This is a genomic window from Solimonas sp. K1W22B-7, from assembly GCF_003428335.1.
Classification (GTDB): Bacteria; Pseudomonadota; Gammaproteobacteria; order Nevskiales; family Nevskiaceae; genus Solimonas_A.
Genome location: NZ_CP031704.1, coordinates 4,512,190 through 4,530,134, shown reverse-complemented (window position 1 = coordinate 4,530,134; position 17,945 = coordinate 4,512,190). Strand labels below are relative to the sequence as shown.

Here is a 17,945-nt window from a genome sequence, read left to right as displayed (position 1 = left end):
TGCCGCGAGGCGGGCTGAGAACAGACCCTTGGAACCTGGCCGTACGGCGGAGGGAAGGCTTGCAGACGGAACAGTTCCGTCCGCAGTGCGCTCCGCCTCAAGAATCGAGGACCCCATGAGCGCCATCGCAGAAGACATCCATCGCCGCGCGGAACAGCTGTCCGCCGAGGTCACCCAGCCGTTTCCCTCCAGCCGCAAGATTCACGTCGAGGGGCCGCAGGGTGTGCGCGTGCCGATGCGCGAGATCTCGCTGACCGCGACCAGGACCCGCGACGGCCTGGAGCCGAATCCGCCGGTGACGGTCTACGACACCAGCGGTCCCTACACCGATCCCACGGCGCGCATCGACCTGCTGGAAGGCCTGCCGGCGCTGCGCTCGCCCTGGATCGAGGCGCGCGGCGACACCGAGCAGCTGCGCGGCCCCAGCTCGATCTTCGGCCGCATCCGCGCCGCCGACGACAAGACCGCGGACCTGCGCTTCGACCACATCCGCGCGCCGCGGCGTGCCAGCGGCGGCGCCAACGTCAGCCAGATGCACTACGCGCGCCAGGGCATCGTCACGCCGGAGATGGAGTTCATCGCGATCCGCGAGAATGCCCGCCTGGAGGAGCTGCGCGCCAGCTACGAGAAGGCCGGCTACCTGCGCCGCATGCACCGCGGCGAAGGCTTTGGCGCGCGCCTGCCGAAGGAAATCACCGCCGACTTCGTGCGCGAGGAAGTGGCGCGCGGCCGCGCCATCATCCCCGCCAACATCAACCACCCGGAGCTGGAGCCGATGATCATCGGCCGCAACTTCCGCGTGAAGATCAACGCCAACATCGGCAACTCCGCGGTCACCAGCAGCATCGCCGAGGAAGTGGAGAAGATGGTCTGGGCCACCCGCTGGGGCGGCGACACCGTGATGGACCTGTCCACCGGCAAGAACATCCACGAGACGCGCGAGTGGATCCTGCGCAACTCGCCGGTGCCGATCGGCACCGTGCCGATCTACCAGGCGCTGGAGAAGGTCAACGGCAAGGCCGAGGAGCTGACCTGGGAGATCTACCGCGACACGCTGATCGAGCAGGCCGAGCAGGGCGTGGACTACTTCACGATCCATGCCGGCGTGCTGCTGCGCTACATCCCCTGGACCGCCGAGCGCGTCACCGGCATCGTCTCGCGCGGCGGCTCGATCCTGGCCAAGTGGTGCCTGGCGCATCACAAGGAGAATTTCCTCTATACGCACTTCGAGGAAATCTGCGAGATCATGAAGGCCTACGACGTGTCGTTCTCGCTGGGCGACGGCCTGCGGCCGGGCTGCATCGCCGACGCCAACGACGATGCGCAGTTCGGCGAGCTGCACACCCTGGGCGAGCTGACCAGCATCGCCTGGAAGCACGACGTGCAGGTGATGATCGAAGGCCCCGGCCATGTGCCGATGCAGCTGATCAAGGAGAACATGGAGCAGCAGCTGCAGCACTGCTACGAGGCGCCGTTCTACACGCTCGGCCCCCTCACCACCGACATCGCGCCGGGCTACGATCACATCACCTCGGGCATCGGCGCCGCCAACATCGGCTGGTACGGCTGCGCGATGCTGTGCTACGTCACCCCGAAGGAGCACCTGGGCCTGCCGGACAAGGACGACGTGCGCGAGGGCATCATCACCTACAAGATCGCCGCCCACGCCGCCGACCTGGCCAAGGGTCATCCGGGCGCGCAGGTGCGCGACAACGCCCTGTCCAAGGCACGCTTCGAGTTCCGCTGGGACGACCAGTTCAACCTCGGCCTGGATCCGGAGAAGGCCAAGGAATTCCACGACGAGACGCTGCCGCAGGAGGGTGCCAAGCTGGCGCACTTCTGCTCCATGTGCGGCCCGCATTTCTGCTCGATGAAGATCACGCAGGACGTGCGCGACTACGCCGCCAAGATCGGCGCCGAGGAAGCAGCGGCGCTGCAGCAGGGCATGGCGGAGAAGTCCGCCGAGTTCCGCGAGGCCGGCGCTGAGGTCTACCGCACGCTGTGAACGGTGCCGCCGCATCGCCCGCCGTGCCGCGCCGCGGCCGCCGTGCGCTGATCGTGCTCGGCGCCGTGCTGGCGCTGCTGCTGCTGGCCTGGCAGGGCGCCGCCCTTGCGCTCAAGCGCCAGGTGCTGGCGGCGCTGGGACCCGAGGCGCAGATCGGCAACGTGCACCTGGGTCTGGGCAGCGTGGTGCTGGAAGACCTGCGGGTGACGGCCCCCAAGGGCTGGCCCGGCGAGGACACGCTGCGCGCCAAGCGCTTGCGTGTGGAGGCGGAACTGGCCTCGCTGTTCTCCGACCGGTACCGCATCGGCCACATCACGGTGGAGCAGGGCTACCTGTCGATGCGGCGCACGCGCGACGGCAAGCTGCAGCTGTTGCCGTCCCTGCTGGGGCGCTCGAAGAAGCAGGACAAGGACAGCGGTGGCCGCTTCGCGCTGCGCATCGACCAGATCGAGTTGAAGGATTCGCAGCTCGATTTCCACGACGCCAGTCTCAAGGGGCGTCCCGCCAGGGTTCGCATCGAGGCGCTGGATGCGAAGCTCGACGAACTGGACCTGCCGGGCCTGGGCGGCCGCAGCAAGCTGCAAGCGCAGGGCAGGATCAAGGGACGTGGCCAGGACGGCACGGTCAAGCTGGCCGGCTGGCTGGAGATCGCCACGCGCGAGTCCGACCTGACGCTGACCCTGCGCGACGTCGACCTGGTGCCGCTGGAGCCTTACCTGCTGAAGGCCGCCGAGGCCGGCGTGGCGCGCGGCCAGGTGGACCTGGACCTGCATTCGCAGGTGAAACAGCGCAGGCTCAAGGCCCCGGGCAAGCTGGTGCTCAAGAACCTGGAGCTGCGTTCCGGCAAGGGCGTCGGCGGCACCTTCATGGGGGTATCGCGCAAGGCGGTGATCGCCTCGCTCAAGTCGGGCGGTGACCGCATCGACCTGGACTTCACGCTGGAGGGTGACCTGGACAATCCGCGCTTCGCGCTCAACGAAACCCTGTCGGTGCGCCTGGCCGTGGGCATGGCGGCCTCGCTGGGCATCGGCCTGGTGGACGTGGTCAAGGACGTGGGCTCCGCCACCGGCCGCGGCATCGAGGCGGTGGGCGATGCGGTCGGGAATCTCTTCGGCGGCGACGACTGAGAGCCATGCCCTTCGGGTGTAGGAGCGAATACAAAAAAGGGGCCGCATATCGCGGCCCCTTCTTGTTTGCGCGGCTGCTTACATCGCCAGGCCGCTTTCGATGTCCTGCACCTTGCGGCGTGCCATCGCCAGGTTGCCCTTGGTCTTGTCGAGCACGCCATAGAAGAACAGGCCGGGCTTGGACGCGATCGGGCGGATGATGTGGTACTGCTTGCCCAGCGTGATCAGGATGTCCTCGATCTTGTCGTTGAGCTTGAGGGTGTTCATGGTCTTGAGCTTGGCGCGGACCACTTCGGTGTTGCCGGCGGCGGCCAGTTCCAGGTCCACGCCGGTGCCGGCCTGGCCCAGCATCATGCCGCTGTTGGCATCGACCAGGGCGCTGCACATGCCGCCGTCCAGGGACAGGAAGCTCTCGAGGGACGCTTGAACGTTGCTCATCTTGTTGTACTCCGTTTGTGTTCTAGGGATTGATCAGTTGCCGCACGCAATCGCGCGCGGCCCACAGCAGTGTTCCGGTGACGACGTCGGCACCGCCGATGGCGGCGAGCACCATCGGCTGCCCGCGCAGCGGCACTTCCAGCAGCAGCAGCTTTCCGTCCTGGCCTTCCACCAGGACGCTGCCGCCGCCGCCGTGCATGCCGACTTCGCGCAGCGCCGCCTGGCTCAGGGCCATCATCGAGCTGGACAGCGCCGACAGGCGCGATACGGGGACATCGGCGCGGGTGCGGCCGAGCACCTCGAAGCCGTCGCTGCGCGACAGCACGGCGCCGGTCAGCGCGGGCACGGTGGCGAGCAGGGCATCGAGCGCTGTGGCGTAGTGCGCCGGCACGGTGTTTCCGCCGGTGGCGGGGTCCATCGGGAATTCGTCAGGCATGTCCGGCGTTCGCAAGCATCTTGTGGGCCTCGATCTGGTAGAGCAGGGCGTCGAGCAGCAGCAGTACATCGTCGCGGCGGCGTACGTCGATGGTGAACACGGGCAGCGACAGGCCCTGGCTGGCGAGCCAGGCGGCGTAGGTTTCGACGCTGGTGCTGCCTTCGCCGAGGCGGCCGATGCCGATCACCATGGCGCCGCAATCCGCCAGCGCGCGAAAGGACTCGACGTAGAGCGACAGGTCGGCCAGCGGATCGGGGCGGCTGTTGTCGGCCAGCACCACCACGCCGAGGGCGCCTTCGCTGGCGACCTTCCACATGAAGCTGAAACGGTCCTGGCCCGGCATGCCGTAGAGCCGCAGGCGGTCGCCGCCGTCGAGCGCGATCTCGCCGTAGTCGAAGCCCACCGTGGTCAGCGCCTTGCCGTGCTGGCTGCGATCGCTGTTGAGCGCCTCGGTGCGCACCGGCGCGTGGTCGCTGATGGCGGCGATCGCGGTGGTCTTGCCGGCCCCCATCGCTCCGGCGAACAGGAGTTTGTATTCCCGCGGCATTATTCGGCGATCGTCAGGGCCATGCGGATGCGGCGCAGCATGCTGCCGAATCCGGATTCCGAAGGCAGGGCTGCCACGCGCGGCGCGGCCTGCGGCAGGGCCGTCGCCTTGCCGGCCTCGAGCACGTCGATCAGGGCACAGGCGTTGAGGAAGTTGCCGATCGCGCCGAGCGGAATGCCCGCCATCATCGCCAGGTGCGTGGGCGCCAGTTCGCGCTGCGTCAGCAGCGAGGCGCAGCGGATATCCAGGTTGCGGCGGCCGATCGCACCGAAGTCCGGCCAGCGGCGCAGGCGGCAGGGACTGGCGATGTCGAGACGGTGCAGCAGCGAGCCCTTGGAGCGCGCGATGCCGATTGCCCAGAGCAGCGGTTCGGCCTGCGCCGGGTGACGTGCGCCGGCTTCGAGGCGCCGCAGGCTGGCGGCGTCCACCGGGCCCAGCGCCTGTACCTCGACGTCGCCGGACAGCAGCTGTGCGATCTCCTCGATCCCCAGCGGTTGCGACCAGAACAGCTGCCGCTCCGGCAGCTTGAGCCAGCCCTGCTGGCTGCCGGCGCGGATCGCCACCGCCAGGCTGCCGGGCGTGCGCAGGGCATCGTCGATGCGCTGGCACAGGCTGGCTTCGTCGCTGCGCTCCTGGTTGGCGGCAGTGCCCTGCAACTGCAGCGAGGCGCTGTCCAGGCAGGCGACCAGGCGGCTGGCGCCGAAGGGGTAGCGCAGCGTCAGCACGCTGTCGTCTTCGCTGCTGGAGGGAAAGAACACGCGGCCGCCGGAGCCTTCGGCCTGGCAGCGCCGGACCATGGCCTGGGCCAGGGCGTTGTGGGTTTCGTACACCACCACCTCCGCCGTCAACTCGTCCGAGTACTGCCAGGCTTCGCGGGTCTTGCCGCGCAGCAGCGCCAGCGTCTCCTTCAGGGAGACCTCGGCGCGCCAGTCGAAGCCGATGCAGCTGATCCTGCGGGCCCTGCCGGCCTGGACGGTCATGTAAGCCTTTCCTTATTAATATTGTAGGACAAATACTACATTTAGCCTGTGGACAAGGATTCCCTGCGGCGGACGGAAGGTCGCAGGCGAGCGACGACAGGCATCGGCGGGCCGGGGAGTGGAGCAATCTTTCCCCTTGGTGGACAGTGTCCCAGGGCGTCATCCTCGCGACACCCGCAAAACCCAGACTGTGCCGATGATCCGTCTTGCCGCCCTGCTCCTGGCGGTGGCCGTGCTGGCCGCCTGCCATTCCTCCGACGCTCCGCAGTCCTCTGCCTCCGGCGGCGATGCCGAGGCCCGGGCCGAGCTGGAGCGGGTCCGGCAGCTTGAGGACGGCTGCTGCAAGTCCACCGAATGAAGAAGCCGATGCGCCTGCTTGCTACCCTGCTGCTGACCCTCTGCGCCGGCGCCGCCCAGGCTGCGGGCATGGCCACCCATGCCGCGATGGCCGACTTCGGCCGTGACGCGCTGGAGGACGGCCCGCTCAAGGCCATCCTGACCGCGCACCGCCCGGCGCTGATCGCCGGCGCGATCTACCCCGACGGCGGCTACGGCTCGGGCAATGTCTTCCCGGCCGACCGCGACATGGCCGAGCGCGCGCACTGGGGCGATTTCGTCATCCAGTTCCTGCAGTACCTGCGCGAGACTGGCTGCAGCGGCGAAGTGCGCACCGCGATCCTGCGGCGCCCGCCGCTGGGCACGATCGACCTGAACCTGCTGACCGACCGCTGCGGCCACCTGATCGCCTTTGCCTTCGGCGATGCCGCCCACAGCCTCACCGACCAGACCTGGGACGCGCAGTTCGAGCCCGAGGTGCGCAACCGCGGCGAGACGCCGAACACGCCGGAGTGGATCGGCCAGCTCCTGCCGCAGCTGCCGGCGGCGATCCTCGATCCGCTGAAGCAGCTCTACGGCGCCACGCCGCTCAACGCCATCGAGTACGCGATGGACATGGTCAACATCGCCGAGCGCCGCCTGGTGCTGAACGCGCCGACGCTGGTGTTCCCGCCCACGGCGGACCTGGTGGAGGTCTACCGGCGCAACCGCCCGGAGCAGGGCGTGACGGCCGTGATGATCGAGCGCGGCAACGCCTTTGCGCGCGCGGCGGTGCAGGCGGAAAGCCTCGCGGCACCGCTGGAGGTGACGCGCATGCGCCTGCAGATGCCCTGGGCATCGGCCAACTACTACACCGCGCCGGGCGGCGTGGTGCAGAGCGGCTACGCCGTGGCCGGCATGTACCGCCAGCTCTGGGACCTGCTGACCGGCGATCCCGCGAAGCCGCTGCCGCCGGCGGTGATCGGCAGCTACCCCGGCCACGGCGCGCTCGACGTGGTGCTGGAGCCGGCGCGCGAATCCTGGACCCAGCACCGCTGGCTGCACGTCTTCTTCAGCAGCAACATGGATGCCGCGAGCCTGGAACTGCCGGGCACGGTCTGCCTGTTCGACGAGCGCGGGCAGCGCGTCAGGGGTGTGGTGGAGCCGGGCAGCTGGCAGCGCGACTATGCCAACGCGGTCAGGCTGCGCCTGCAGGAACCGCTGCGCCCGGGCGAGCGCTATACCGCGGTGGTGACGACCAAGGCGAAGGACTACCGCGGGATTGCGCTGGCGCGCCCCTACAGCTTCAGCTTCGTCACTGCCCCGCAGCCATAGGCGCGTCGCCGCCACGGCTGGCGCGGCGCACCAGGCGATGTTTCCACTCGCCTTGCACCGCGATGTCGCCCTGCACCAGGTAGCGTGTCTCGCCGCCGATGCGGCAGGCCACCGGCACGCCGCCGCGGAACAGCACGCGGTTGCCTGGCGTGGCCGGCACGCGCTCGCCCGGCACGATGATGCCGGTGAGGTTCAGCGGATCGCAGCCGGAGACGGCGACCAGTGCGGCGTCGGCGTCCTCGCGGTGACGGCGCAGGCTGCCGGCGGCCTCGGGCAGCGCGAACTGCTCGCCGGAGAAACCGCTGACGAAACGGCCGCCGCGCACCTCGCCGCGCGCTTCCAGGCGGCGCAGCACGTAGAAGATCTCGCGCCAGGGCGGCAGCGCGGGCTCGCGCTCCAGCAGCTTGCGGAACACCACGCCGTAGCGGCGCAGCAGCACGCGTGCGATGTGCTCGGTGCGCGCGGCGGGCTCCGGTGTCTCCGCCGCACGGCGCGGGCGCACCAGCGACCAGCGGCCGGCGCCTTCGAGGTTGGCGCAGGCGGCCTGCAAGCCGCCGCGGCGCAGGCGCCGTGCCTTCATCTCGGCCGGCGCAATCAGTGCGCGCAGGCCGGCGAAGCCGTCCGAGGTGACCAGGCCATGGCTGACCAGCTCGCCCAAGGCCTGCTCCACCTGGCTGCGCAACTGGCCGGAGTCGGCGACCAGTTCGACGAAGAAGGACGCGCCGTGAGCGCGCAGCGTCTCCAGCACCGCGAAGGCGGCGCCGGAGAGGTCGGGATCGTCATCGGCCGCGGCCTGCCAGTGGGCCGCCTGCTCGCGCGGCAGCAGCACGATCGGCGTGGCGCGCACCGGCGCCGCCTTGCGGCCGCCTTCGCCGCTGGGCAGGCGCTGCCAGATGCTGCGGCCGGTGGCGCAGAGCTGGTCGAGCCAGCCGGCCTCGTAGTGGCGCAGGCGCGACGGCAGGATCTCCGATTCCCAGGCGCTCGCGGCGACCGGAAAACCCTCGAGCTGGTTCAGCACCAGGCCCAGTGCCGGCGCGCCTTCGCGCGGTTCGCCGCCGGCCAGGCCCTGCCAGTCGAACAGGAAGCGCATGAAGGCCGCCGGCGACACCGGCTGGATTTCGGCGCGGCGCTTGTCGCGGGTGTGGCGATGGATGCGCGCCAGGCGGCGGCGTTCGCACCATTCCACTTCTCCGGCGCCGGTGAAGTCGCCGCGCATGACGTAGCCCTCGGCCTCCAGCGCCGCCAGCGGGATCGCCATGCCGCCGGCGGAGAGGCCCAGCGGTGCGCCGAGTTCGGCGGCGGTGACGGGGCCGACGGCTTCCAGGCGGCTGCGGGTGAGTTCGCGCAGGGCCTGGTCGGCGTCGGGTGGTGCGGATAGTGCCGGAGCGTCGCCTTCGACGCGGGCCTGCGGCAATACGGCGCGCAGCTCGGGCAGGCGCTCGGCGCAGGCCCAGAGAAGCTGTTCTTTTGTGGGAGCGGCTTCAGCCGCGATGGACTCCGCATCGCGGCTGAAGCCGCTCCCGCGGGAATCCAGTCTCAGCTTCGCCACGCGCCGCTGGCTCATCAATTCATCCAGCCAGCCGGCGGCGCCCATGTCGCTCGCCTCGGCATCGGTCAGGAAACCATGCACCAGCAGCGCGTCATGCAGTTCGTCGGCATTGATCGCCGAGGGACGCATTTCGCCGCGCACCTGCTCGATCGCCGCAGGATCGAGGCGGCCGAGGTCGGCGGCGGTCTCGGGTTCGTAGACGCCGCGGGTCTTCACCGCCAGCGTGCGCCGTTCCTCGGCGGCGCCGTCGTCAAGGAAGGCGTAGGGCTTGGCGTTGATGATCGACTCGGATAGCGGCGAGGGTGCGGTGAGGTCGCGGCAGACCACCTCCACCGTGCCGGTCTCGATGCGCCGCAGCAGCGCCACCATGCCGTCCACGTCCATGACCTCATGCAGGCAGTCGTGCATGGCCTGCTGCACCAGCGGGTGATCCGGCATCTCGCGGTCGCCCGGCAGGTTGTCCTGGCAGGCGACGGCGTCGGGGAAGGCGTGGGTCAGCAGGTCCTCGGCATCGCTGCGCTGGAACTGCGGCGGCACGCGCTTGCCATTGCGGTTGCGCGCCACCGCCAGCGCGGTGCTGGCGGCCCAGCGCCAGCGCGTGCCGAACATCGGTGCCTGCAGCACCGCCTGCACCAGTTTCTCCTCCGCGGTGTTGGCGTGCAGGAAGCCCTTCACGTCTTCCAGCGGGAAGCTGTGCGTGGGCCCCAGCGACAGCACCAGCGAATCGTCCAGCGCCGCCGCCTGCAGCTCGAAGTTGAACTGGCGGCAGAAGCTCTTGCGCAGCGCCAGGCCCCAGGCGCGCATGATCCGTGAACCCAGCGGTGCGTGGATCACCAGGTGAGTGTCGCCGACCTCGTCGAAGAAGCGCTCGAAGACGATGCGATCGCGTGTCGGCAGCAGGCCCAGGGCGATGCGCGCGGCGGCATAGTAGTTGGCCAGCTGCAGCGCCGCGGCGGCGCTGAGGCCGTAGTCGCGCACCAGCCAGTCGCGGCAGGCCTCGACGCTGTGCTCGCCAAGCAGCTGATCGGCCCGCGCCCGCAGTCGCGACACCGCCAGCGACAGCTCCTCGCTGCGGCCCAGGCCCTCGCCGAGCCAGAACGGCAGGCTCGGCGGCTGGCCGTGCGCGTCCTCGACGATGACGCGGCCGGTCTCCACTTTCAGGATGCGGTAGGAGGTGTTGCCGAGCTGCACGATGTCGCCCGGCACGCTCTCGAAGGCGAAGTCCTCGTTGAGCGTGCCGACGCGCAGGCCCTCGGGCGACAGCTCCACCTCGTAGTCGAACTGGTCGGGGATGACGCCGGCATTGGTCACGGCGGTGAGCTTGGCGCCGCGGCGGCCGCGCAGCATGCGGTTGACCACGTCGTAGTGCAGCAGCGCGCCACGACGGCCGCGGCGCGTGCTGTAGCCGTCGGCCAGCATCTGCACCAGTTCCTCGAAGGCGGCCAGTGTCAGCGCGCAGTAGGGCAGGGCGCGGCGGAAGCGCGCATGGAGTTCCTCCAGGCCCCACTCGCGACAGGCCACCTCGGCGACGATCTGCTGTGCCAGCACGTCCATCGGCTGCTGGAATACGCAGACGCGGTCCAGCTCGCCCTGCTGCACGCTGTCGAGCAGCGCGACCGACTCGGCGAGGTCGTCCAGCGACACCGGGAACAGCCGGCCCTTGGGCGTGGCGCGCACGGCGTGGCCGGAACGGCCGACGCGCTGCAGGAAGGCGTTGATCGAGCGCGGCGAACCGATCTGGCAGACCAGGTCGACGTCGCCGATGTCGATGCCCAGCTCCAGCGAGGCGGTGGCGACCAGGGCCTTGAGCTGCCCGGCCTTGAGGCGCTGTTCGGCCTTGAGGCGGTGCTCCTTGGCCAAGCTGCCGTGATGCGCGGTGACGTGCTCCTCGCCGATGCGCTCGGCCAGGTGGCGCGCCAGGCGCTCGGCCATGCGGCGCTGGTTGACGAAGATCAGCGTGGTGCGGTGTGCCTTTGTCAGTTCGGCGAGACGGTCGTAGATTTCGCCCCAGACTTCGTTGGACATCACCGAAGTCAGCGGCGACAGCGGCACTTCCAGCGCCAGGTCGCGCTTGCGCACGTGGCCAGTGTCGATGATCTCGCAGGCGCGGCCGGAGTCACCGACCAGCAGCCGGGCCATGGTCTCCACCGGTTTTTGCGTGGCCGACAGGCCGATGCGTACCGGCGGCTTGCCGCAGAGTGCGTCGAGCCGTTCCAGCGACAACGCCAGGTGAGCGCCGCGCTTGGAGCCGGCCATGGCGTGCAGTTCGTCGACGATCACGCTGCGCACCTTGCGCAGCATGTCGCGGCCGGAATCGGAGGACAGCAGGATGAACAGCGACTCCGGCGTGGTCACCAGGATGTGCGGCGGCGCGCGGCGCTGGCGCTCGCGCTCGAAGGTCGGGGTGTCGCCGGTGCGCACCGCGTCGCGGATCGACAGCTCGCCCAGGCCCATGGCGCGGACACGCTGGCGGATGCCCTCCAGCGGCGCCTGCAGGTTCTTCTGGATGTCGTTGGACAGGGCCTTCAGCGGCGAGATGTAAAGCACCTGCACTTCGTCGGCCAGGCCGTTCTGGATGCCTTCGATCACCAGGTCGTTGATCGCGGCGAGGAAGGCCGCCAGGGTCTTGCCGGAGCCGGTGGGGGCGGCGATCAGGGCATCGCGGTGGCGCGCGGTCACTTCCCAGGCGCGCTGCTGTACCTCGGTGGGCGCGCCGAAAGTCTCGGTGAACCAGTCCGCCACTGCCGCATGGAACAGGCCGGCCATCGGGCCCTGCGCGGCGAGGCCGGCGCGGACGAGGGGGAGGTGTTGTTGCATCGGGCCAGTTTAGCGGGGGCGGCGCCCGCGACGGCGGGATTTCCGACGAGGGGCGTCCGTCATTGAGGACAGATTCGGCCGTCATGCAAATTGCCGCTGCCTGCGGGCGCCACTGCCGCTAGAATCACCCCAAGGGGATTCCACCGCGGTCCATGAACGACTCCAGCCTGTCACCTACGATGGCCAGCGTGCTGTACTTGCGTCTGGCCGAATACGCGGCACTGCCGGCGGCCGAACAGGCGCGCCTGCGGTCGCTGCTGGTGGCCTGCGCCAGCCGGGCGCTGCAGGGGCTGAACCTGCCGGACCGCCTGGTCCTGAACGCTTCCGACGGCTTGATCGTGGTGGTGCTGGACCATCCGGAGGGCGCACTGGACGCAGCCGGACGCTGCCTGGAGAACGCCGTCGGGCTGCCGCTGCAGCTGGGCCTGGACCACGGCCCGACCCTGCCGGTCGCGCAGGGCGGGACCGTCGTCGGGATGGTCGGCGACAGCATCATCGCCGCGGGTACGGCCGCGGCCTATTCGCCGCTGGGCGAGGTGCGCATCACCCAGGCCTTCCGTGACGCGCTGGCGGCCCGGACTCCCAGCCGCAGCGCGCTGCTGGTGAAGGCCGGGGCACTGCCTGGGGAAAGCGGCCGGATGGAGCTCTACACGCCCGGTCCGCGCACGCCGGCACAGCGCCGGCGCGGTTTGCTGTCGATCGCCGCCGTGAGTGCACTCGGCCTGGTGGCCCTGGCACTGGCCGGGCGCCAGCTGAACCTGAAACCGCCGGTGCTGGAATTCGACATCAAGCCCAGCGGCCAGGTCAGCATCGACGGCGAACGCGTCGGGGCCTCGCCGCCGCTGACGCAGCTGGAGCTCAAGCCGGGCAGTCATCGCATCGTGGTGCGCTATGCCGACCAGGAGCCGCTGCGGCAGACGGTGCAGCTGGAGCATGGCCAGCGGCTGCGGATCAGCCATGACTTCGCGCCGCCGGCGGTCCTGATGTTCGACATCCAGCCCGGCGGCGAGGTCTTTGTCGACGGCGTCTCGCAGGGGCAGATCCCCGGGCTGGAGCAGCTGCAGCTGGCTGCCGGCGATCACCTGCTGGAGGTGAAGTACCTCACCTATCCGCCGCTGTCGGTGACGATCTCGCCCAAGCCGGCCCAGCACCTGCGGGTGCGCTACACCTTCGAAGGGCCGCCGCCGGCACCGCCGCCGTCCCCCAAGGCCAAGAAGAAGGGCAAGCGATGAGCGACCAGCCGATTACGCAGCTGGGCCGCTACCAGGTCGAGCGCGAGCTGGGCCGCGGTGCCATGGGTATCGTCTACGAGGCGCGCGATCCGCTGCTGGAGCGCACCGTCGCGATCAAGACCATCCTGCTGCCCGGGGACGCGACGCAGCGCGAGAGCTACGAGGCGCGCTTCTCCCTGGAGGCACGGGCGGCGGCGCGGCTCAGCCATCCGGCCATCGTCACGGTCTTCGACTTCGGCCGCGAGGGTGACTTCGCCTACATGGCGATGGAACTGCTGCCCGGAATCGACCTGCGCCAGCGCCTGACCCAGTCGCGGCTGTCGCTGCGCGAGGCGCTGACGCTGGCCGCCGAAATCGCCGAGGGCCTGGCTTTCGCGCACGATCACGGCGTCGAGCACCGCGACATCAAGCCCGCCAACATCATGCTGTCGGGGAGCGGTCACGCCAAGATCATGGACTTCGGCATCGCCAGCCTGCGCCAGCCGCAGGGCCAGGCGCCGCGCGGCATGCTGTTCGGCACGCCGCGCTACATGTCGCCGGAGCAGGTCCTCGGCCGGCCCACCGACCAGCGCACGGACATCTTCTCGCTGGGCGCGGTGATCTACGAAATGCTCAGTGGCCGCCCGGCCTTCGACGGTCCCGACACCAAGCAGCTGTGGCGCAACATCGCCGTGGCCGCGCACCCCTCGCTGAGCCAGGTATTGCAGGACGTGCCGGAGGCGCTGGACCAGATCGTCGACCGCGCGCTGGCCAAGTCCGCCGCCGCGCGCTACCAGAGCGCCCGCGAACTGGCCACGGACCTGCGCAACTGCCTGGCGACGCTGCGGCGGGGTTCCGAGCCGCTGCAACTGGTCGATGCCGTGCCGGTCGCCGCAGCAAGCGTCGCCACCGTTGCCGGCGCGCTCACCGACGTGTCGGCCTACTGGCCGCTGGCACCGGAGTTCGATTCCGTCACTGCGCTGTTCCGCTGCGTTGCCCAGGATCCTGCCGCGCGCAGCGGCCTGGGGCCGCCGCCACCGCCACCGGGGACCCTGCAGGCGCTGCTGCGCGACAAGGACCTGCGCCTGGCCGCGGTGGTGCTCGGTGCCGGCCTGATGGCCGCCGCCGCCCTGATGTCCTGAACCGGTTCTCCCCAACCATGGGCGTCACGCTCGACAACAAGCTGGTGGTGGCGCTGTCCTCGCGCGCCCTGTTCGACTTCGAGGAAGAGAACCGCCTGTTCGACGAGCAGGGCGACGCGGCCTATACGCGCCTGCAGCTCGAGCGCCTGGATGAGCCGGCGCGCGCCGGCGTGGCCTTCCCGCTGGCGCGCAAGCTGCTGGCCTTCAACGGCGACGGCCAGCACCGCGTCGAAGTGGTGATCCTGTCGCGCAACGACCCGGTCTCCGGCCTGCGCGTGTTCCGCTCCGCCAAGGCCGCCGGCCTGAGCCTGGAGCGCGGCGTCTTCACCCGCGGCCAGCCGCCCTGGCACTACCTCAAGCCGCTGGGCGCGCAGCTGTTCCTGTCGGCCCACGACGAGGACGTGGCCGCCGCGCTCAATGCCGGCTTCCCGGCGGCGCGGGTGTTCAGCACCTCCGTGGTCGAGGCCGACCGTCATCCGGGAGAGCTGCGCATCGCCTTCGACGGCGACGCGGTGCTGTTCTCCGACGAAGCCGAGCGCGTGTTCCAGGCCGACGGGCTGGACGCTTTCCAGAACCACGAGCGCACGCATGCCGCGCGGCCGCTGCCGGCGGGGCCGTTCAAGCCGCTGCTGGTGGCCCTGCAGCGCCTGCAGGCAGCCTCTACCGAAGCGGTGCCGATCCGCCTGCGTACCGCCCTGGTCACCGCGCGCAGCGCCCCGGCGCACGAGCGTGCAATCCGCACGCTGATGGACTGGGGCATCGCGATCGACGAGGCGATGTTCCTCGGCGGCCTCGCCAAGGGGCCGTTCCTGCGCGAGTTCGGGCCCGACTTCTTCTTCGACGACCAGATCACGCACTGCGAGTCGGCGGCGCTGGCCGGGCCCACCGGACATGTTTCGGCCGGCGTCGTGAACCTGCGCTAGGGCCTGTCATCCCTTCCCTGGTCGCTGCGACGGAGGCCGCCTGGGTGCAGGGCTATGCCCCGGGGCGCGCCGTGTACTGAATGTACATCAGCGACACGGGGCGACGCCCTGCGCCCAGGCGGCCCCGCCCTCCGGGTGCCCCCGTCTTTGCCGCCATGCTGTGTTGCTCGTCAGTCTCTTATTCCCGATAAGCGACCTCCTCGCGCCTTGCCTGGCGGCAAATACGGGGGCATCGCAGCGATCAGGGAATGGATGACAGGCCCTAGGGCCTGTCACCGTCCGCGGTGCTGCAGGCACCGCTGGTCCGCTGTAACAACAAATCGCCGCAAGCCTGCTATTTTTGTGTCCGTCATCAAATATTCACGATAAGGACACAAAGCGGTAATGAAACTTTGCTGGTCCGCCGGCAGCGCCTGCGTCAATGGGCTGCAACTGAGTTGGGAGCAGGCGGGACCGCAAAACGGCGAACCGATGCTACTGGTCATGGGACTGGGCGGACAGCTCATCCACTGGCCCGACGATCTCTGCGAGCGCCTGGTGCAGCGCGGTTTCCGCCTGCTCCGCTTCGACAACCGCGACGCCGGGCTTTCCGGCGACGCTGATCGCGGCCTCAGCATCCGCGTGCCGCGTGACTGGGTGCGCAGCCGCCTGGGCCTGCCGGCCGAGGCCAACTACGACCTGCACGACATGGCCGACGACGTCGTCGGCCTGCTCGATGCGCTGAAAATCCCGCGCGCGCACCTGGTGGGTGTTTCCATGGGCGGCATGATCAGCCAGATCGTCGCCGGCCGTTACCCGGAGCGCGTGCTGAGCCTGAGCTCGATCATGTCCAGCACCAACGACCCGCGCCTGCCCTCGGCGCGCTTCGACGTGCTGTGGCGCATGGCCGGCATCGGCCCCAAGCCGCGCACGCGCGAGGCCGTGATCCGCCGTTCGACCGCGATGCTGTGCCGTGTCGGCAGCCCCGGCTTCCCGACGCCGCTGGAATATCGCACCCGCCTGGTCGGCCGCGCCTACGACCGCGCCTTCCGCCCGGTGGGCCACGCGCGACAGGCCCACGCCATCGTCGCCACCGGCAGCATCGAGCCGCTGCTGTCGCGGATCACCGCGCCCACGCAGGTGGTGCATGGCCTGGCCGACCCGCTGCTGCGGCCGGCCTGCGGCCAGCGCAGTGCCCGGCTGATCCGCAATGCGAAGCTGGAACTGATCCCCGGCATGGGGCATGACTTCGCGCTGCCGCTGATGCCGCGCTGGGCGGAACTGATCAGCGCGAACGCCGCGCGGGCGGCTTAGTCCTGAGGGGATTTCGGAGCTGAATCTGGCCGGGCAGGAGCGAGCTTGCTCGCTCCTGCGTAGGCAAGCTTTTTCTCAATCCCGGAAATTCTCATACTGCAGCGGCAGCTCGGTATCGGCCGCGCGCAGCATCGCGATCACCGCCTGCAGGTCGTCGCGCTTCTTGCCGATCACGCGCAGCTTGTCGCCGGTGATCTGGGTGTCCACCTTGATCTTGGACTCCTTGATCTTCGTGACGATCTTCTTGGCCTGGGCCTGCTCGATGCCCTGCTTGATCGTGACCTTCTGGCGCGCCTCGGCGAGGTTGGTCTCGATCTTGCCGGACTCGACGCTGCGCAGGTCGATGTGCCGGGCGGCGAGGCGGCGGTGCAGGATCTCCAGCAGCTGCTTGAGCTGGAACTCGTTGCCGGCGAACAGCGTGACGACGAATTCCTCCTGCTCGATGCGGGCATTGGTGCCGCGCAGGTCGTAGCGGTTGTCCAGGTCGCGCCGCGCCTGGTCCAGGGCATTGGTCAGTTCGTGCGTGTCGACTTCGGAGACGATATCGAAGGAGGGCATGGGCGGGCTCGGGCGATGGGGCGCGGCAGTATCGGCAAGCCGGGCGTCTTGCGCCAGTGCCTCAGGCGGGGCTGCGCTGGGCGCGCAGCAGCTCGCGCGCCGCGGTGGCGGTGACGCGCGCCCAGCTGAGGCCGCGCAGCAGCTTCAGCCGCAGCGGCAGGTCTGCCGGCAGGGTCAGCCACAGGCGCAGCAGGTGGCGGCGCTGGTCCGGGTCGGGCCAGTCCTCGAAGCCGGTGCGGGCGTGCAGGATCGTGTGATTGGAGATCAGCTGGATGTCGCCCGGCTGCAGGTCCATGTCCAGGCAGAACTCAGGATCGCCGGCGATGGCGTCGTAGGCGTCGAGCAGTTCGTGCTCGGCGGCGGTCAGCTTCGGCACGTGGGGGATGTGCTCGACGCTGCGGTAGTAGTCGCTCTGCCAGAAGCTGCGCAGCTCGCCGTCGGCATGGCGGCAGGGCGCGATGGGGTAGGCGGGGATGCCGCCTTCGCCCTTGGTGTCGAACCACATCGGTTCGAACAGCCGCGGCACCAGCCGCGGCTTGCGTCGCAGCAGCTCGTTGTACACCGCCACCGAACTGGCGATGCGCGACAGGCCGCCGCTTTTCGCGGTCTTCAGGCACAGCAGGCCGACCACGTCGGCAGTGTCGCAATGCGGCGCCAGGGCCTTGTTGGTGCGGTAGTAGCGGATGTCGCCACCGGTGCGCTGGTCGCGCACGTGGCCCAGCAGGTCGCCCTGGGGGTTCTGTGCCCCGGGCAGGCCCAGATGGTGGCCGAAACCCCAGTAGAACAGCGCGCTCTGCGCCTCGGTCCACTGCTCCACCGGCAGGCCGCGCAGCAGCACGAAGCCGCGGCCATGGCGGATGTCGTGGCGCCAGATGTCGATGTGGGCGGCCAGGCCGGGCAAGGGGAAGTCTGCCCGGGTCATCCCGGCCATGGTCTTGCCGCTGGCCTCGGCATGGCGCACCGCGGCACGGCATTCCTCGATGTCGGCCGGGCTGAAGCGGTACTGCCAGTCGCTGCGCTGGCGCATGGCCGCGCCGCGCCAGTCCGCCGGCGAATCCACCGGGCCGTCGGGCATCCCGGTGTGGGGGCGGGCGAAGTAATGCAGGGTCTGGGCTCTGAGCGACTTGTACACGGCTCATCCTTGGCCAAAAGATGACCGGATTATGGCCTGTAAGGGCCGGTCCCTGTCAGGGAAATCCATACCCGCCCGGCGGACCCCATCCCCTGCCTGGGCATGGACAAAGGCCCTTTCCGACGCGTATACCCGTC

The 17,945-nt window shown here is 69.8% G+C and carries 15 protein-coding genes; 8 read left to right on the top strand and 7 right to left on the bottom strand.

Features of this window, described 5'->3' with window-relative positions:
• The first annotated feature begins 115 nt into the window (after positions 1 to 115).
• Both thiC and D0B54_RS20470 read left to right on the top strand, forming a co-directional pair.
• Complete coding sequence (gene thiC / locus D0B54_RS20475) at positions 116 to 2,005, top strand: phosphomethylpyrimidine synthase ThiC (protein WP_117293648.1); 1,890 nt, start codon at positions 116 to 118, stop codon at positions 2,003 to 2,005.
• Positions 2,002 to 3,132, top strand: a complete 1,131-nt coding sequence (locus D0B54_RS20470; RefSeq protein ID WP_117293646.1) for a DUF748 domain-containing protein — start codon at positions 2,002 to 2,004, stop codon at positions 3,130 to 3,132. The genes thiC and D0B54_RS20470 overlap by 4 nt, the downstream gene beginning before the upstream one ends.
• Positions 3,133 to 3,210: 78 nt before the next feature.
• Here D0B54_RS20470 and D0B54_RS20465 read toward each other — a convergent pair whose 3' ends face one another.
• The 4 genes from D0B54_RS20465 to D0B54_RS20450 are packed head-to-tail and all read right to left on the bottom strand — an operon-like array spanning position 3,211 to position 5,533.
• Positions 3,211 to 3,570: a hypothetical protein gene (locus D0B54_RS20465; protein ID WP_117293644.1), complete on the bottom strand. Its 360-nt coding sequence runs from the start codon at positions 3,568 to 3,570 to the stop codon at positions 3,211 to 3,213.
• Positions 3,571 to 3,592: 22 nt separating this feature from the next.
• Positions 3,593 to 4,006: a roadblock/LC7 domain-containing protein gene (locus D0B54_RS20460; protein WP_162932593.1), complete on the bottom strand. Its 414-nt coding sequence runs from the start codon at positions 4,004 to 4,006 to the stop codon at positions 3,593 to 3,595.
• The gene (locus D0B54_RS20455) at positions 3,999 to 4,553 is read right to left on the bottom strand and encodes a GTP-binding protein (RefSeq protein WP_117293640.1); all 555 of its coding nucleotides are present in this window, start codon (positions 4,551 to 4,553) and stop codon (positions 3,999 to 4,001) included. The genes D0B54_RS20460 and D0B54_RS20455 overlap by 8 nt, the downstream gene beginning before the upstream one ends.
• Positions 4,553 to 5,533, bottom strand: coding sequence for a hypothetical protein (locus D0B54_RS20450; protein WP_117293638.1), 981 nt, complete (start codon positions 5,531 to 5,533; stop codon positions 4,553 to 4,555). Before D0B54_RS20450 ends, D0B54_RS20455 begins: the two co-directional genes overlap by 1 nt.
• A 196-nt stretch (positions 5,534 to 5,729) precedes the next feature.
• On the opposite strand from D0B54_RS20450, the gene D0B54_RS24460 reads away from it, so the two are divergent.
• Positions 5,730 to 5,891, top strand: coding sequence for a hypothetical protein (locus tag D0B54_RS24460; protein WP_162932592.1), 162 nt, complete (start codon positions 5,730 to 5,732; stop codon positions 5,889 to 5,891).
• 8 nt (positions 5,892 to 5,899) lie between these two features.
• Entirely contained in the window at positions 5,900 to 7,183 is a 1,284-nt protein-coding gene (locus tag D0B54_RS20445) for an Ig-like domain-containing protein (protein WP_162932591.1), read from the top strand.
• Here the strand turns inward: D0B54_RS20445 and D0B54_RS20440 are convergent.
• Positions 7,164 to 11,498, bottom strand: a complete 4,335-nt coding sequence (locus D0B54_RS20440) for a DEAD/DEAH box helicase (protein WP_441347443.1) — start codon at positions 11,496 to 11,498, stop codon at positions 7,164 to 7,166. The two genes, D0B54_RS20445 and D0B54_RS20440, sit on opposite strands and share 20 nt — an antisense overlap.
• A gap of 203 nt (positions 11,499 to 11,701) precedes the next feature.
• Between D0B54_RS20440 and D0B54_RS20435 the strand changes: the two genes are divergently transcribed.
• The 4 genes from D0B54_RS20435 to D0B54_RS20420 all read left to right on the top strand — a co-directional run bounded on the left by D0B54_RS20435 (position 11,702) and on the right by D0B54_RS20420 (position 16,118).
• Positions 11,702 to 12,781, top strand: coding sequence for a PEGA domain-containing protein (locus D0B54_RS20435; RefSeq protein WP_117293633.1), 1,080 nt, complete (start codon positions 11,702 to 11,704; stop codon positions 12,779 to 12,781).
• Complete coding sequence (locus tag D0B54_RS20430) at positions 12,778 to 13,902, top strand: serine/threonine-protein kinase (protein ID WP_117293631.1); 1,125 nt, start codon at positions 12,778 to 12,780, stop codon at positions 13,900 to 13,902. The genes D0B54_RS20435 and D0B54_RS20430 overlap by 4 nt, the downstream gene beginning before the upstream one ends.
• 17 nt (positions 13,903 to 13,919) lie before the next feature.
• Positions 13,920 to 14,825, top strand: coding sequence for a 5'-nucleotidase (locus tag D0B54_RS20425; protein WP_117293629.1), 906 nt, complete (start codon positions 13,920 to 13,922; stop codon positions 14,823 to 14,825).
• 384 nt (positions 14,826 to 15,209) lie between these two features.
• Positions 15,210 to 16,118: an alpha/beta fold hydrolase gene (locus tag D0B54_RS20420; RefSeq protein ID WP_117293627.1), complete on the top strand. Its 909-nt coding sequence runs from the start codon at positions 15,210 to 15,212 to the stop codon at positions 16,116 to 16,118.
• A gap of 75 nt (positions 16,119 to 16,193) precedes the next feature.
• Here the strand turns inward: D0B54_RS20420 and D0B54_RS20415 are convergent, their stop codons facing one another.
• Both D0B54_RS20415 and D0B54_RS20410 read right to left on the bottom strand, forming a co-directional pair.
• Complete coding sequence (locus tag D0B54_RS20415; protein WP_117293625.1) at positions 16,194 to 16,676, bottom strand: YajQ family cyclic di-GMP-binding protein; 483 nt, start codon at positions 16,674 to 16,676, stop codon at positions 16,194 to 16,196.
• A gap of 61 nt (positions 16,677 to 16,737) precedes the next feature.
• On the bottom strand, positions 16,738 to 17,808 hold the full coding sequence (locus D0B54_RS20410) for a TauD/TfdA family dioxygenase (protein ID WP_117293623.1): 1,071 nt from the start codon (positions 17,806 to 17,808) through the stop codon (positions 16,738 to 16,740).
• Between the last annotated feature and the right edge of the window lie 137 nt (positions 17,809 to 17,945).

Bases quoted from the DNA above. Each gene is read 5' to 3' on its own strand.
- thiC (WP_117293648.1), top strand. From the start codon at position 116: ATGAGCGCCATCGCAGAAGACATCCATCGCCGCGCGGAACAGCTGTCC.
- D0B54_RS20425 (WP_117293629.1), top strand. From the start codon at position 13,920: ATGGGCGTCACGCTCGACAACAAGCTGGTGGTGGCGCTGTCCTCGCGC.
- D0B54_RS20420 (WP_117293627.1), top strand. From the start codon at position 15,210: ATGAAACTTTGCTGGTCCGCCGGCAGCGCCTGCGTCAATGGGCTGCAA.
- D0B54_RS20445 (WP_162932591.1), top strand. From the start codon at position 5,900: ATGCGCCTGCTTGCTACCCTGCTGCTGACCCTCTGCGCCGGCGCCGCC.
- D0B54_RS20455 (WP_117293640.1), bottom strand. From the start codon at position 4,553: ATGCCGCGGGAATACAAACTCCTGTTCGCCGGAGCGATGGGGGCCGGC.
- D0B54_RS20415 (WP_117293625.1), bottom strand. From the start codon at position 16,676: ATGCCCTCCTTCGATATCGTCTCCGAAGTCGACACGCACGAACTGACC.
- D0B54_RS20460 (WP_162932593.1), bottom strand. From the start codon at position 4,006: ATGCCTGACGAATTCCCGATGGACCCCGCCACCGGCGGAAACACCGTG.
- D0B54_RS20465 (WP_117293644.1), bottom strand. From the start codon at position 3,570: ATGAGCAACGTTCAAGCGTCCCTCGAGAGCTTCCTGTCCCTGGACGGC.
- D0B54_RS20435 (WP_117293633.1), top strand. From the start codon at position 11,702: ATGAACGACTCCAGCCTGTCACCTACGATGGCCAGCGTGCTGTACTTG.
- D0B54_RS20430 (WP_117293631.1), top strand. From the start codon at position 12,778: ATGAGCGACCAGCCGATTACGCAGCTGGGCCGCTACCAGGTCGAGCGC.
- D0B54_RS20450 (WP_117293638.1), bottom strand. From the start codon at position 5,533: ATGACCGTCCAGGCCGGCAGGGCCCGCAGGATCAGCTGCATCGGCTTC.
- D0B54_RS24460 (WP_162932592.1), top strand. From the start codon at position 5,730: ATGATCCGTCTTGCCGCCCTGCTCCTGGCGGTGGCCGTGCTGGCCGCC.
- D0B54_RS20440 (WP_441347443.1), bottom strand. From the start codon at position 11,498: ATGGCCGGCCTGTTCCATGCGGCAGTGGCGGACTGGTTCACCGAGACT.